14 protein-coding genes are annotated in these 14487 nt (G+C 62.2%); 10 read left to right on the top strand and 4 right to left on the bottom strand.

Annotated features, from left to right (window positions below; genetic code table 11):
- Window positions 1–28 precede the first annotated feature (28 nt).
- Entirely contained in the window at window positions 29–832 is an 804-nt protein-coding gene (locus AC0NIL_RS21040; RefSeq protein ID WP_473573413.1) for a potassium channel family protein, read from the top strand.
- Between the two features lie 12 nt (window positions 833–844).
- On the opposite strand, the gene AC0NIL_RS21035 is transcribed toward AC0NIL_RS21040, so the two are convergent.
- On the bottom strand, window positions 845–1726 hold the full coding sequence (locus AC0NIL_RS21035) for a DMT family transporter (protein WP_013531939.1): 882 nt from the start codon (window positions 1724–1726) through the stop codon (window positions 845–847).
- Between the two features lie 197 nt (window positions 1727–1923).
- On the opposite strand from AC0NIL_RS21035, the gene AC0NIL_RS21030 reads away from it, so the two are divergent.
- Window positions 1924–2430, top strand: coding sequence for a hypothetical protein (locus tag AC0NIL_RS21030; protein ID WP_024503586.1), 507 nt, complete (start codon window positions 1924–1926; stop codon window positions 2428–2430).
- Between the two features lie 6 nt (window positions 2431–2436).
- On the opposite strand, the gene AC0NIL_RS21025 is transcribed toward AC0NIL_RS21030, so the two are convergent.
- Window positions 2437–3765: a DNA polymerase IV gene (locus tag AC0NIL_RS21025; RefSeq protein WP_473573411.1), complete on the bottom strand. Its 1329-nt coding sequence runs from the start codon at window positions 3763–3765 to the stop codon at window positions 2437–2439.
- A gap of 65 nt (window positions 3766–3830) precedes the next feature.
- Here AC0NIL_RS21025 and AC0NIL_RS21020 point away from each other — a divergent pair, with 65 nt between their 5' ends.
- Both AC0NIL_RS21020 and AC0NIL_RS21015 read left to right on the top strand, forming a co-directional pair.
- Window positions 3831–4406 (top strand): GNAT family N-acetyltransferase, encoded by a 576-nt coding sequence (locus tag AC0NIL_RS21020; RefSeq protein WP_473573409.1) that lies wholly within the window; start codon window positions 3831–3833, stop codon window positions 4404–4406.
- Between the two features lie 107 nt (window positions 4407–4513).
- Window positions 4514–6046: a hypothetical protein gene (locus AC0NIL_RS21015; protein ID WP_275953141.1), complete on the top strand. Its 1533-nt coding sequence runs from the start codon at window positions 4514–4516 to the stop codon at window positions 6044–6046.
- Between the two features lie 10 nt (window positions 6047–6056).
- On the opposite strand, the gene AC0NIL_RS21010 is transcribed toward AC0NIL_RS21015, so the two are convergent.
- On the bottom strand, window positions 6057–6710 hold the full coding sequence (locus AC0NIL_RS21010) for a hypothetical protein (RefSeq protein ID WP_064995798.1): 654 nt from the start codon (window positions 6708–6710) through the stop codon (window positions 6057–6059).
- Window positions 6707–7006: a DUF3572 domain-containing protein gene (locus tag AC0NIL_RS21005; RefSeq protein ID WP_024503583.1), complete on the bottom strand. Its 300-nt coding sequence runs from the start codon at window positions 7004–7006 to the stop codon at window positions 6707–6709. The genes AC0NIL_RS21010 and AC0NIL_RS21005 overlap by 4 nt, the downstream gene beginning before the upstream one ends.
- Before the next feature lie 246 nt (window positions 7007–7252).
- On the opposite strand from AC0NIL_RS21005, the gene AC0NIL_RS21000 reads away from it, so the two are divergent.
- The 6 genes from AC0NIL_RS21000 (at window position 7253) to AC0NIL_RS20975 (ending at window position 14378) form a co-directional block, all read left to right on the top strand.
- Entirely contained in the window at window positions 7253–7624 is a 372-nt protein-coding gene (locus tag AC0NIL_RS21000; protein WP_013531932.1) for a response regulator, read from the top strand.
- 33 nt (window positions 7625–7657) lie between these two features.
- Window positions 7658–9031 carry a PleD family two-component system response regulator gene (locus AC0NIL_RS20995; RefSeq protein ID WP_064995799.1) on the top strand — a complete coding sequence of 458 codons (1374 nt, stop codon included), beginning with the start codon at window positions 7658–7660 and terminating at the stop codon, window positions 9029–9031.
- A gap of 521 nt (window positions 9032–9552) precedes the next feature.
- Window positions 9553–11025, top strand: a complete 1473-nt coding sequence (locus AC0NIL_RS20990; RefSeq protein ID WP_275953139.1) for an FAD-dependent monooxygenase — start codon at window positions 9553–9555, stop codon at window positions 11023–11025.
- 127 nt (window positions 11026–11152) lie between these two features.
- Window positions 11153–11887, top strand: a complete 735-nt coding sequence (locus AC0NIL_RS20985) for a FadR/GntR family transcriptional regulator (RefSeq protein WP_013531928.1) — start codon at window positions 11153–11155, stop codon at window positions 11885–11887.
- Complete coding sequence (locus tag AC0NIL_RS20980; protein ID WP_224619355.1) at window positions 11884–13071, top strand: PLP-dependent transferase; 1188 nt, start codon at window positions 11884–11886, stop codon at window positions 13069–13071. Before AC0NIL_RS20985 ends, AC0NIL_RS20980 begins: the two co-directional genes overlap by 4 nt.
- A gap of 29 nt (window positions 13072–13100) precedes the next feature.
- The gene (locus AC0NIL_RS20975; protein ID WP_013531926.1) at window positions 13101–14378 is read left to right on the top strand and encodes an ABC transporter substrate-binding protein; all 1278 of its coding nucleotides are present in this window, start codon (window positions 13101–13103) and stop codon (window positions 14376–14378) included.
- Window positions 14379–14487 lie beyond the last annotated feature (109 nt).

Genomic DNA, 14487 nt, shown 5'->3' with positions numbered 1-14487 from the left:
CGCTGCCGCCAACGCCGGCGCAGTCAGCATGAAGCCGGCGCAGAGGAATGGGTCGCAGGCGGTTTCAGTCTTGGCGCGGCTGCGTGACCGGCTGCGCAGGCTTTATCATGGGCGCACGCCGGCCGCTTTCCGGTTCCAACTGGTGGCCATCGTCATCGACCTCGCCATCGTCGCCTTCTTCATCGCGACGCCGGTTCTCCAGGACAAGCCGTCATTCCTCTGGCTCGACTATTCGGCGGCCGCGCTGGTTGCCGCGGACCTCGCTGCCCGCCTGCTTGCCTCCAAGAACATGCTGCGGCTGATGAAGCAGCCGACCTCGTGGGTCGATGTCTTCATCCTCTTGACGCTGCTGATGCCAACGGCGTTCGCCAATCTCGCCTTCCTGCGCATCCTGCGGCTGTGGTCGCTGTCACGCAGCGGTTCGCTCTGGCGGCATTTCGAGATGCGAGGACTGCGGCCGTGGCGAGAGGCTAGCCACGCGGTCATCAACCTTTTGACCTTCCTGTTCGTCATCACGGGCTTCGTCTACACGTTCTTCTTTCGCACTGGCGCCGGTCTGGAAAACTATATCGACGCGCTTTATTTCACTGTCGCCACGGTGACGACGACCGGCTTCGGCGACATCGTGCTGCCGGGCATGGCCGGCAAGCTGACGGCAATCGTCACCATGATCATCGGCATATCGCTGTTTGTCAGACTGGCTCAGGCGATCTTCCGGCCAGCCAAGGTGTTGTTTCCCTGTCCGCAGTGCGGCTTGCGGCGGCACGAGCCGGACGCCGTGCATTGCAAGGCCTGCGGCCATCTTCTCAACATACCCGACGAAGGGAACTGACGGCCGGCGGGACTACGACGCCGCCACTTCGGCCGGCTTTATCTGCCTGCGCTGCAGATTGAGCAGATTGCCCATCAGGATCAGCAGCGCGCCGCCGGCGGTGAAGGCGTCGATCTGCTCGCTATAGAGCAGCCAGCCGATCAGTGCCGATAGCGGCACGCGTAGAAAATCCATCGGCGAGACGATGGTCGCGTCGGCATAGCCAAGCGCTCGGGCCATACAGAAATGCGACGACATGCCGGTGAAGGCGATCAGCACGATCCATGGCCATAGCTCCAGTGGCGGGTTGCGCCACGTATAGAGCGCCGGGATGAGACCGACCACCGACTGGACAATCAGCATCCAGCAGATGATGCGTACGACGCTGTCCGTCCGGGTCAGCGACTTGACGGTGACCACCGAGATGCCGAAGCAGGCCGCGGCGCCCAGCACGACCAGATGTCCAGGATCGACCGAGCCGACACCGGGGCGCACGATGATCACCACGCCTATCAGCCCCAGCGCGATCGCTGCCAACTTGGGCCGGTTCAGCCTTTCGCCCAGAAAGATCACCGCCAGGATAGCTGTCCAGATCGGAGTGGTGAATTCGATCGAGATCAACACGGCCAGCGGAATCAAGGTGAGGGCGTAGAGCCATGCCGCCTGGCCCGTGTAATGGATGACGTTGCGGGCGATATGGGCAACCGGGCGCTGCGTGCGCATGGCTTGAAAGCCGCCACTCATCATCACCAGCGGCAGCAGGATGAAGAAGCCGATCACGGAGCGCAACTCCAGCACTTGGAAGACGTTGAGCTCCGCTGTCGTGGCCCGGCCGGCGACCGTCATGCCAAGGAACGAGGCGATAGACAGCGCCATCCAGAACGCGGCCTTGGGGATCGAGGGGGTGGGTGCCATTCGCGCTATGTCGCAGGCCAGCACCTCTGCCGCAACCGCTAGCCAAGGCATTCTTCTGGGCCAGTCGCGACTGGCTCGATGTTGTAAAACAGTCATGTGGCGGACGGAACCTGAAACGGTAGGTGGCGTTGAGTCCCGATGGTCAGCCGTGCTCGTGGATCGCCCCGCCTTTTTTCGAAACGACAAGGAGAGCTTCGATGAGATCCTTCGCGCAATTCGCGCTTACCGGCGGTCTATTGGTTGCGGCAGGCGCAGCACATGCCGACGAGACCCAATTTCTCCAGTCGTTCAAGGGCAATTTCGCCGGCAAGGGCACTGTCCAGGTAACCACGGATGCTCCGAACGTCAGCGTATCGTGCAGCTTCAAGTCGAATGCGACCTCAACCTCGCTATCGCTGGATGGAAATTGCCGCGGTCTCATTGTGGTGTCGCGGGCCATCAGCGCCAATCTGAAAGTTACAGGTGCCAAATACAGCGGCACCTATGTCGGCTCTCGCACGGGACCGGCGCAACTCAACGGCAGCCGTTCGGGCAATGCGATCAACCTGGGCATTCGCTGGGCCAAGGAGGTCAATGGCGACCGAAGGGCGCAGATGAAGGTCGAGAAACGCGGCGAGAACGGCATGCGGCTGACCGTCATCGACACCGACCCGAAAACCGGCAAGAGCGTGGTGACGAGCAGGATAGACTTGCAGCGCACCTGACGAAAATCAATCTTCGAGCGGCTCCGGCGGATGGGCATCGCGGCCCTTGCCGAATGTGTAGCCGGTTTCCACCGCTTTGCGGCCGAACTTGTCGCGCAAGGCATCGATGGCGCCTTCAGCCATGGCGCGCTTGCGCGACTGGATGTCGACCAGATCGGGCGGGTCGGCCTTGTCATCGTCCGAGAGGTCGCTGACGCCGATGCCGAGCAGCCGATACTTCGTGCCGTCGGTTTCCTTGCGCAGAAGCTCCACCCCAGTCTGAAAGATGCGGTCGGCGAGCCGGGTCGGGTCGCCGAGCTGGCGATTGCGCGTGCGCAGCTTGAAATCCTGGCTCTTCAGTTTCAGCACCACGGTGCGCCCGGCAATGCCTGACTTTTTCAGCCGTGCCGAAACCTTTTCCGAAAGCCCCCTGAGAACCGCGATCAGTTCCTCCAGCGACGCGATGTCGGTGTCGAAGGTGGTTTCGGCCGATACGCTCTTGGCGTCCTGATCGGGATCGACGCGGCGGACATCCTCGCCGCGCGAAAGGTGGTAGAGCCGGTCGCCCATCGTGCCATAGCGGCGCATGAGGTCGCCGCGATCCATCTGCTGCAGCTGGCCGATGGTGCGGATGCCGTCACGCTCCAGCGTTGCGTTGAACGCCTTGCCGACACCCCAGATCATGGTCACCGGCTGCGCCGCCAGGAAGCCGACCGCCTCGGCTTCGCCGATGACCGAGAAGCCGCGCGGTTTACGGAAGTCCGACGCTATCTTGGCGAGGAACTTGCAGTAGGACAGGCCGGCCGAAACGGTGATGCCGATCTCCTTCTCGACCGCCAGCGCAAAGCGCGCCAGCACCACAGCGGGTGGCAGGCCGTGCAGCCGTTCGGTGCCGGCGAGGTCGAGAAACGCCTCGTCGATCGACAGCGGCTCGACCAGCGGCGTCAGCGCCTGCATCATGGCGCGCACCTCGCGGCCGACGCGGACGTATTTCTCCATGTTGGGGCTGATGACCACCGCCTCCGGGCAGGCTTCGAGCGCCTTGAACATCGGCATGGCCGAGCGGACGCCCTGGATGCGGGCGATGTAGCATGCGGTGGAGACCACGCCGCGCTTGCCGCCGCCGATGATCAGCGGCTTGTCCTTGAGCACCGGATTGTCGCGCTTTTCGATTGCCGCATAGAAGGCGTCGCAATCGATATGGGCCAGATGCAGCCGGTAAAGCTCGGGATGACGCGCAAGCCGGGGGCTGCCGCAGCGCTCGCAGCGGCTCGTCTGGCTGCGCTGAAACGTCAGGCAGTCGCGGCAAAAACCGTGATCGGGATTGTTGACAGAGGCCGCCATCGCTGCGAACATAAAGAGAACAGAGGCAATGGTACGACAGTGCAAGGCCAGCGACAAGGCTGGCCTGGGGAGAACGCATGAGCACGACCATAGCGCCGCTTGCGCCCGAGCTTTTGGCTGAATTCGAGGACCTCTTCGGCAAGCAAGGTGCCTGCTACGGCTGCTGGTGCACGCATTTCCGGCTGGCGCCGGCGACGCGCCGCGAGAGCAGCCGGGAACGCAACAAGGACCACATCAAGGCACGCATCGAGGCCGGCCCGCCGCCGGGCCTGCTGGCATTCGAGGACGGTCAGGCGGTTGGCTGGATGCAGATCGGACCGCGCGCCGACGTGCCCGAGTGGAACAACCAGGGCAGGGGGTCGGCACCGGTCGATCCTGCCGACGCCACGGATCCGGCCGTCTGGGCGATCTCCTGCTTCTTCATCCGCGGCAAGGCGCGCGGCAGGGGCATCACGCATCGCCTCGTCGAAGGCGGCATCGATTTTGCCCGCCAGAACGGTGCACGGCTGCTCGAGGCTTGTCCGATAGATCTGTCTCGCGATTCGCGTTCGATCGGCCTGTTCGTCGGCTCGTCGCGGGTCTTCGAGAAGGCTGGTTTCGAGAGGCTGTTGGAACGCAAGGCCGGTCGGCCGCTGATGCGGCTGGTGCTTTGATCGAGATTGCCTGCCCGGATGCCGTTGTCGATCTCACCTTGCGGTTGGAGCGGTAATTTCATACCAGACGGACAAAGCCTTTCTTCTCGGTCAAACGGAGAATTCGCGTGAACCGTGCCCTGCCATTCGTGTTCCTTCTTGCGTTGAGTGCCCCTGCTCTCAGTCAGACCGTCGACAGTCAGGGTGCGAAGCAATTGTCCGACGACTTGTCCCGCTATGTCGGCAAGCAGGCCATCGACAAAGGCATTTTGAAGGTTTCGCTGGAAGGTGGTGCCTACAAGATCCTGTTCGATTTCAAGGCACTTGCCGCATCATTTCCGGACCAGAAACTGCTGAAGTTCGACTTTGCGCCCTATGCCCTGATGGTCAAGCCGCGCAGCGACGGATCCTGGGATGTCTCGATGGATTTCTCCCAGAGCGCCTCCTTCGAGTTCAACGGACCCGAAGGGCTGCAAAGCACTCAGTTTTCGATCAAGGACGGCAAGGGCTCGGGCGTCTACGATCCAAATCTGGCGGCCTTCACCAGCGGCACCAGTTCGATGGCCGGCATGACGATGACGTCGAAGGATGCCAAGCAGCACATGGAGGCCAGCGCCGGCGCTGGCATCGCGACCGTTGCCGCGACCAAGTCGGCGACCGGGGGCGTCGATTTCACAACCTCGCAGAAGGTGTCGAGTTTTGTCGAAGCGATCAATTTCGATGACCCCGAGAGCGGGCTGAAATTCCCGGTCACCGTCAGGTCGCCGGAATTGTCGGTCGAAGCCAGCGGCAAGGGCGTGCAGACCAAGCCATTGCTCGATCTCCTGGCATTTGCTGTGGCCAACGAGGACGAGGCGACGCTGAAGGCCAACCAGGCGCAGCTCAAATCGCTTTTGTTCGCCGCCTTACCGCTTTGGCAGCGTATCGACGGGACCTATGGTTTCAAGGATTTCGCGGTGGAAAGCCCGGTCGGCAATTTCGGCGCCACCCAGCTCAGCACCGTGTTCGGCTCCGACGGCGTCGCCCAAAATGGCACGATCACCTACGGCATCAAGGCATCGGGACTGACCGTGCCGACCCAGCTTCTCCCGAGCTGGAGCGTGGGGTTGTTGCCCACCGATGTCGATTTGAACTTTGGCGGCGCCAATATCGATCTCGACAGCATGGCGAAGAAGGCGATCGAAGCCTTTGATCTCAATAAGAATCCGCCGCTGTCTGCCGAATTCGGCGAGCAGCTTAAGGCCGACTTCATGGCCAAAACGCCGAAGGTCGTGCTTGGCCACAGCACCGTGAAGAACAAGGATACGGAGATCGCCCTGGAAGGCGAGATGACATTCCCAGGCGAAAAGCCCGAAGGTAGCGTGACCGTCGATGTCGCCGGCTTCGACAAGCTTGTCGAAAGCCTGCAGGAAGCGGCAAAGTCGGAACCGGAGGTGGCCCAATACGTGCCAGTCGCTCTCATGGCGAAGGGCTTCGGCAAGACGCTGCCCGATGGCCGGCTGGAATGGATCGTCAACGCCAAGGCCGACGGTTCGGTCACCGTCAATGGCGTCATGCTGAAGCCTGCCGATCCGGCCGTGGACGACAGCGTGGACGATGGTGACGGCGACGATGACAGCGGGGACGACAGCGGCGGCGCAGGTGCGAAACTGAACCCCTGAAGGCTGGAGTTTAGAGCCTCAGCGCGCTTGCGATCTTCGGTGCGGCTTCGTGCCAGTCCTGGACGACGACCACATCGTCCGTCACCGGGGGCAGGAATGCGCGCAGCGAATTATCGGCCATCAGGTGGAACAGTTCGGCGTCGGCGACCGATTCCCGCACCGACGCCAGATTGTGCGGCTGATCGTCGACGAAGACCACCGGTCGGCCGGCCTTGCCGCGAAGCTTGGCCACTGCCGGTCCTTTGGCCATTTCAGTGGTCAGAAGCGGGTAGCTCAGTCCAAGCGCGTCGAGATGGACACGACGCACGGCACGGTGTTTGTGCGGCATGGCCGTCAGCAAGATGATTTCCGCGCGGTCGCCAAGTCCTGCCAGGGCCTCTGCCGCGCCGTCCGTAATGTTTTGCCAATCGGCTTGCGTGTCAAAGAAATCGCCCAGCAGTGCCGTGACTTCGGGCTGTTCGATCAGGCGGCCGCTGGCCGTCTCTGCGATGTTGCCGGTCAGCCGGAACGAGGCCAGCGTCAGGCCATAGCCACGCGTCTTGAGGAAATTCGGAAACGGGCGGATGAATTCGAGCACGACATCGTCGACATCGAGCACCAGCAACGGCCGGTTGTCGGCTGCCAGTTCTTCGATCTGGCGCGCTGTTTCTGGATCATCGCTCATATGGAATGCTCGTGATTGTCATCGCCCAGCGGCAGCGACCGCAGGGCCTTGCCGACAGCAGCCGGCGGGGTGCCTGTTTCCTCGGCAAAGCGCATCAGCGTCGGCTCGTGGGCGAGGATGAATTGCAGGACACCAGCCAGGAAACCTGGCTCACTGGCGGCTTTGCGGATCGAATGGACCTCTATGCCGGTGATAGCCAGAAAGCGCGGCAAAAGCTCCGGATCGGAGGCGACAAAGCCCAGGGCCTTCACGGCAATCGATTCCGCTTCTTCGCGCATTGACGCTGCGTTTGCCATCACTACCTTCGGTGTGTGGAATGAGTCTCTCCCGCAGTAATGGCAAGAGTTGCTTGCGGCAAGCCATTAGAGCGTGGCGCGCCCTTTGGACGCGTAGGCGACGAGGTGGAATTCGCGCTGTTTTCCAGCCGCGGATTTCCGTTTCGTCAATCATATTGCCGTAAAGTGAAGCAGGGTTTGGTGCGTTCAGACATGGGCGCATGACGGTCGCCTTCGAAGCGGAAGGGCGGCCGGGACGGGATATCGATGCCGAAGAAGGTTATGATCGTCGAGGACAATGAGCTCAACATGAAGCTCTTTCGGGACCTCATCGAGGCAAGCGGTTACGAGACCGTGCGCACCCGCAACGGTCTGGAAGCGCTCGATCTGGCACGCCAGCACCGGCCGGATCTCATCTTGATGGATATCCAGTTGCCTGAGGTGTCGGGGCTTGAAGTGACCAAATGGCTGAAGGAGGACGACGAACTGCACGTCATCCCCGTCATCGCCGTGACCGCCTTCGCCATGAAAGGCGACGAGGAACGTATCCGCCAGGGTGGCTGCGAGGCTTATATCTCGAAGCCGATTTCGGTGCCGCGTTTCATCGAAACCATCAAATCCTATCTGGGCGATGCGTGATGTGCCCCTTCAGCCGAGTCGGAGCGTTATGAAATGACTGCGCGGATCCTCGTCGTCGACGATATCCCTGCCAATGTGCGGCTGCTGGAAGTGCGGCTGCTGGCCGAATATTTCGAAGTGTTGACCGCCACCAACGGGCCGGATGCGATCGAGACCTGCGAGAACGGCAAGGTCGATGTCGTGCTGCTCGATGTGATGATGCCTGATATGGACGGCTTCGAGGTCTGTCGGCGGCTGAAGAGCGATCCGGCGACATCGCACATTCCGGTGGTGATGATCACCGCGCTGGACCAGGTTTCCGACCGCGTCCGCGGGCTTGAGGCCGGCGCCGACGACTTCCTGACCAAGCCGGTCAACGACCTGCAGCTGATGACGCGCGTCAAGAGCCTGGTTCGGCTGAAGTCGCTGACCGACGAGTTGCGGCTGCGCGCCTCGACGACGCGCAATATCGGCATCGAGGAGTTGCTCAGCCGCAATTTCGCATCCGAGGACACGACGCCGAAAGTGCTTTTGATCGACGAGCGCAAAACATCCGTCGAGCGCATCCAGAAGATGCTGCGTGATCGGGCCGACCTCGACGTCACACATGATCCGCATGCCGGTTTCTTCCAGGCCGCCGAGACATCCTATGAATGCGTGATGATCTCGACCGCGTTCGCCGATTTCGATCCGCTGAGGCTCTGTTCGCAGTTGCGCTCGCTCGATCGCACCCGCTTCGTGCCGATTATCCTGCTGGCGGAGGAGGGCGAGGAGGAACGTATCATTCGCGGCCTGGAACTCGGCATCAACGACTATCTCATGCGGCCGATCGACCAGCAGGAACTGACGGCACGGCTGCGCACGCAGGTGCGCCGTAAGCGCTACAACGACCAGCTACGGGCCAGCGTCACCCAGACAATCGAAATGGCGGTGACCGACGGTCTGACCGGGCTGCACAATCGCCGCTATCTGGACAGCCATCTGCAGACGCTGTTCGATCGCGCCGTGGCACGGCGCCGGCCGCTGTCGGTGATGATCACCGACCTCGATCGCTTCAAGGCGATCAACGACGCGCACGGTCATGATGGCGGCGACGAGGTGCTGCGGGAATTCGCACGGCGGCTGCGCAAGAATGTCAGGGGTATCGACCTTGCCTGCCGTTTTGGCGGCGAGGAGTTCGTCGTGGTGATGCCGGATACCGACGGCGCGGTGGCCGAGAAGGTGGCCGAGCGCATTCGCGCCGAAATCGCCCAGGCGGCTTTCGCCATCGGCCAGGACGGCAAGGCGATCGAAGTCACGGTCAGCGTCGGCGTGTCGTCGGTGCTGAAGGGCGTGGACACGGTGGCGGCGCTGATGAAGCGTGCCGATCTCGCGCTCTACGAAGCCAAAAGCGGCGGCCGCAATCGGGTCGTCGCCAAGGCGGCGTAGTGATCCAGCCCCGATTATCCAGTCAACCCGACAGGGTTACCCGTTTACCTTAATCCAAGCGATTCGCGAGCCTTGGTTAAGAAACTGTTGATTTTCATAAGCTCTTGCGCGACTGTGCAGGCCAAGACGAAGCCGGCACGAGGATAGACCGCCGGCTCCGGTCCCTGGGAATACCCCATGATGCTCAGGTCCGCCGCATCTCCTGGGTCCGTGGGGTCGGCCGGCCGGCGCTGGCACATAGTGGCCTCCTCGTACCGCTGCCAAACGCCGACCGGCCCCCTTCTTTCCAATGAACATCAGAGCTCCGTGCCAAAGCACGGAAGACTCTGGGTTTTTGCGCCTGAAAATCTGGATATCGTTACGGGAAATTGCCCCGAGCGCTTGTTCCGCGGCAACCAACAGGGGGAACAATACCGTTCCCTTCCATTTCATTCATATGGCGCACAAGGGGCTTGCGGCAAGACCCGGCTCCTCCCGTAAAACCGACCCGAACCAAGGTGCGGAAAACGGGAGTGATGATAATGGTTTCAGATCATGCGGTGGTGATCGCCGGGGGTGGTCCGACGGGATTGATGCTGGCGGGCGAACTGGCGCTAGCAGGCGTCGACGTTGCCATTGTCGAAAGGCGGCCGGATCAGAAACTTGCCGGCCTGCGCGCAGGCGGCCTCCATGCACGCACCATCGAGGTGCTCGACCAGCGCGGAATTGCCGATCGGTTCTTCTCCCAGGGCCAAGTGAGCCCGGCCGTAGGTTTTCACATGATCCGCCTGGACATCAGCGATTTCCCAACCCGGCACAATTACCTGTTGGCGCTGCGGCAGAACCACATCGAGCGCATCCTGGCCGACTGGGTCGGCGAGTTGAAGGTGCCGATCTATCGTGAACACGAGGTTGCGGGGTTTATCCAGGACGACAGCGGCGTCGACGTCGAACTGTCCACCGGTCACCGCCTGAGGGCCGCATATCTGGTCGGCTGCGACGGAGGCCGCAGCACCATTCGCAAGGCGGCCGGTATCGAGTTCGCCGGATGGGATCCGACGATGAGCTGGATGATTGCCGAGGTCGAAATGTCGGAAGAACCGGCATGGGGCTTCCGCAGCAACGCCTCCGGAATTCATGCCCTGGGTAAGATCGAGGACGGCAAGAAGGTTGGCGTCGTGCTGACGGAGCCCCGCCTGGAGGCGCGCGGCGAACCGACGCTACGCGAGCTCAGCGAGGCGCTGGCTGCCATCTATGGCACCGATTTCGGGGTCCACAGCCCGACCTGGCTCTCCCGCTTCACCGACATGACGCGCCAGGCTGCCGCATATCGCGACAGACGCGTGCTCCTGGCCGGCGATGCCGCCCACGTCCATCCGCCGATGGGTGGACAGGGCCTCAACATCGGCGTGCAGGATGCGGTGAACCTTGGATGGAAGCTTGCCCAGGTCATCAAGGGGATATCGCCGGAAAGCCTTCTCGACAGCTATCATGCCGAGCGCCATCCGGTTGCCGCCCGCGTGTTGCGTAACACGATGGCGCAGGTCGCGCTTCGCCGCACGGATGACCGCAGCAAGGCCTTGGCCGACACCGTTGCCGAGTTGCTCGGCATGGATGAACCCCGCAAAAAGATCGCAGCCGAGATGTCCGGCCTGTGTGTCCACTACGACCTCGGCGAGGGGCACCCGCTGCTTGGGCGGCGAATGCCCGATCTCGATCTGACCACCGCCGGCGGACCGTTGCGGGTCTTCACCTTGCTGCACGACGCGCGGCCCGTGCTGCTCAACCTCGGTGAGCCCGGCAGACTGGACATCGCGCCCTGGGCAGAACGGGTTCGGCAGATCGACGCCGGTTACGCCGGTATCTGGGACCTGCCGGCTCTCGGGAGTGTCGTTGCGCCCGACGCGGTCTTGATCCGGCCCGATGGTTATGCGGCTTGGGCCGGGGCGGGAACCCAACGGGGCCTTGTGGACGCGCTGACCACCTGGTTCGGGCCGCCTGCTGCCGCAGGTTAGCAGACGCGATCGCGCGACCGCCTTGAGAATATTGCTTCGCTTCCTCCGACAGTGCTCCTGACAGTTGGTTGACAGGAGTTTTCAACTGTGCAGAATTGGTTGGACCATTGGACCACTCGGAGGAAATGTGGACCAGAACAGCCTGCCACCCATTCAAATCACGGCGCGCGACGACGCCGTGTTGAAGGCGTTGGTGGGATTTGTTCGCGCCGAAGCCCTGCAGCTGGGCGACAGACTCCCAACCGAACGCATTCTCGCCGAGCGGCTGAAGGTCAGCCGCAACACCGTGCGCGAGGCTCTGACACGCTGGGAAGGGCTCGGCCTCGTCGAACGCCGGCAAGGCAGCGGCACCTATCTCAAGGCGGCTGTTTCGCCTGATATGCTGCACATGCCGCTGACACTGGCCGGCGGCAATGATTTCACCAGCCTGATGCAGACGCTGGAGATCCGCCGCGCGCTGGAGGCGGAGGCAGCAGCCCTTTGCGCCGAACGCGCCAGCCAAGCCGATATTGCCGAGATCGCACGCAAGCTCGACATCATGGAACAGGCGTTCCGCACGCGCGAGGGCATGTCGTCGGAAGAGGATTGGGAGTTCCACCAGGCGATCTACCGGGTCTCGGGCAATCCGCTGTTCGAGCAGATCATCGCCGCCATGCATGAGCTGTTTCACCGCTTCTGGGAGCATCCGCTCGGCGTGCGTGACTTCGGCCACGCCAGCTTTCCCTACCACCGGACCATCTACGAACGCATTGCTGCCCGCGATCCGCAGGGCGCTCGCGCCGAGGCGCTCAAGCTGATCGCCACCGTCGAGGACGACCTCAAGCGCGGCGCGGCCAAACTCAAACTCTCGAGCCAGACATGAACGAGCATCCATCAGGTTTCGATTACGACTATCTCGCCGAAGCGGCGACGCTTTTGGCGCATGACGAACCGTTCCCCGGCGGTGCGGTGGTGCCGCCGATCTACCAGACCTCGCTGTTCACCTTCGCCAACTATGCCGAGATGGCCGATACCTTTGCCGGCAAACGAAGGCAGCCGATCTACTCGCGCGGCGACAATCCCACGGTGATGGAGTTCGAGGCGCGCGTGGCAGCGCTCGAGGGCGCAGAAGCCGCGCGCGGCTTTTCCAGTGGTATGGCGGCGATCAGCGCCACGGTGCTTGCGTTCGTCGGTGCGGGCGAGCGCATCGTGGCGGTGCGCAATTGCTATGGCGATGCCTACCGTTTGTTCGAGCGGCTATTGCCGCGGCTCAACATCAAGGTCGATTATGTCGACGGCTCCGACCCGGATGCGGTCGCGGCGGCACTTCCCGGCGCCAAGCTGCTTTATCTGGAAAGCCCGACCTCGATGATGTTCGAGCTGCAGGACATCGCGCATCTGACACGGTTGGCCAAGGAACAGGGCATCGTCACCACGATCGACAATTCCTGGGCGACGCCGGTGTTCCAGAAGCCGATCACGCATGGCGTCGACCTGGTGCTGCATTCGGCCTCGAAATACCTTGGCGGCCACAGCGATACGGTCGCGGGCGTCGTGGCGGGTTCGGCTGCCCACATCAAGCACATCAACGAGCAGACCTATTCCTATCTCGGCGGCAAGCTGTCACCGTTCGAGGCGTGGCTTTTGCTGCGCGGCCTGCGCACGCTGCCGCTGCGCCTGCCGCACCACATGAAGAGCGGCCTGACCATCGCCGAACGCCTGAAGGCGCATGCCGCTGTCGAGCGGGTCAACCATCCCGTCTATTCGAACCACCCGGGCAAGGCGACGCTGGCCGGCTATGCCGGGCTGTTCTCTTTCGAGGTTACGGACGAGATCGACATCCCCGTCTTCGTCGACGCGCTGAAATATTTCCGCATCGGCGTCAGTTGGGGCGGGCATGAAAGCCTGGTCGTGCCGGCCAAGGCGTCGCTGGAGCAGACGCCGGGCCTGAATTCGATGGCGCGCTTCGGCGTCAGCCCCCGAACCATCCGCTTCAATGTCGGATTGGAGAGTGTCGAAGACCTGTGGGCGGATGTCGCCCAAGCCTTCGAAAAAGCCAGAAAATAACAAGCGGGTTCAAAATGGGAGTCTTGAACATGAAAAAACTGACCGTCATGCTTGCCACCGTTGCGGGACTGGCGATTTCCGCCGGAAATGCTGTGGCCGATTCGACCCTGAAAATGGTCGAAGTCATCACCAGCCCGCCACGCACCGAATTCCTGAAGAAGCAGATCGCCGAGTTCGAAACGGCCAATCCAGGCATCAAGGTCGAGCTGATCTCGCTGCCCTGGGGGCAGGCGTTCGAGAAATTCCTGACCATGGTGCAGGCCGGCGATACGCCCGACGTGGTCGAGATGCCGGAGCGCTGGATGGGCCTCTATGCCAACAATGCCCAACTCGAGGATCTCGGCCCGTATATGGCCAAATGGGATGACGCCAAGACGCTTGGCGACCGCGCCAAACAGTTCGGCTCGACCGTCAACAACACCCAGTTCATGATCCCCTACGGCTACTATGTGAACGCGCTGTTCTGGAACAAGAAACTGTTCAAGGAGGCCGGCCTCGATGGCCCGCCGGCGACGCTTGAAGATTTCGTCGCCGATTCCAAGAAGATTTCCGCGCTCCCGGGCAAGTACGGCTACTGCCTGCGCGGCGGGCCGGGCGCCTTCAATGGCATGCACATGTTCATGAACATCGCCGCCGGCAAGGGCGGTTACTTCAACGAGGACGGCACTTCGACGATCAACGAGGAGGGCTCGGTCAAGGGCCTGCAGATGCTGGCCGACATGTACAAGGACGGACTGGCGCCGAAGGATGCGGTGAGCTGGGGTTTCAACGAAACGGTCACCGGCTTCTATTCCGGCACCTGCGCCATGCTCAACCAGGATCCGGACGCGCTGCTCGGCATCGCCGACAAGATGAGCGCCGACGATTTCGCGGTAGCGCCATTGCCGGTCGGGCCGAGCGGCAAATCCTATCCGACACTCGGCTATGCCGGTTGGGCCATGTTCGCCAACTCGCAGCACAAGGACGACGCCTGGAAGCTGATGGCGACCCTTTTGTCGCCGAAGGACAATCTGGAATGGGCCAAGGAAGTCGGCGTCGTCCCGATCCACAACGGTGCCGACCAGGATCCCCATTTCAAGACCGAGCAGTTCAAGGGCTGGTTCACGGAGCTCAGCGACAGCTCCAAATATGAAATGGTCACCCCGCCGACGCATCTGGAGAACCTCGGCAATTTCGTCGACCAGGTGGCGATCAAGAATTTTCAGGAAGTGCTGCTTGGCCAGAAGACGGCCAAGGACGTCGCCGACCAGTGGGCTGCCTTCCTGACCAAGGAACAGCAGGACTGGCTGGCGAAGAACAAGAAGTAGTTTTTCTTCCCTTCTCGCCGTTCAAGGGGAGAAGGTGTCACGAAGTGACGGATGAGGGGCGGCGCTATGCCTCGATAGGTTCGCGCTGCCCCTCATCTGCCTGCCCGTC

This window comes from Mesorhizobium sp. WSM1343, from assembly GCF_055901535.1.
This window is presented reverse-complemented; position numbering and strand designations above follow the sequence as displayed.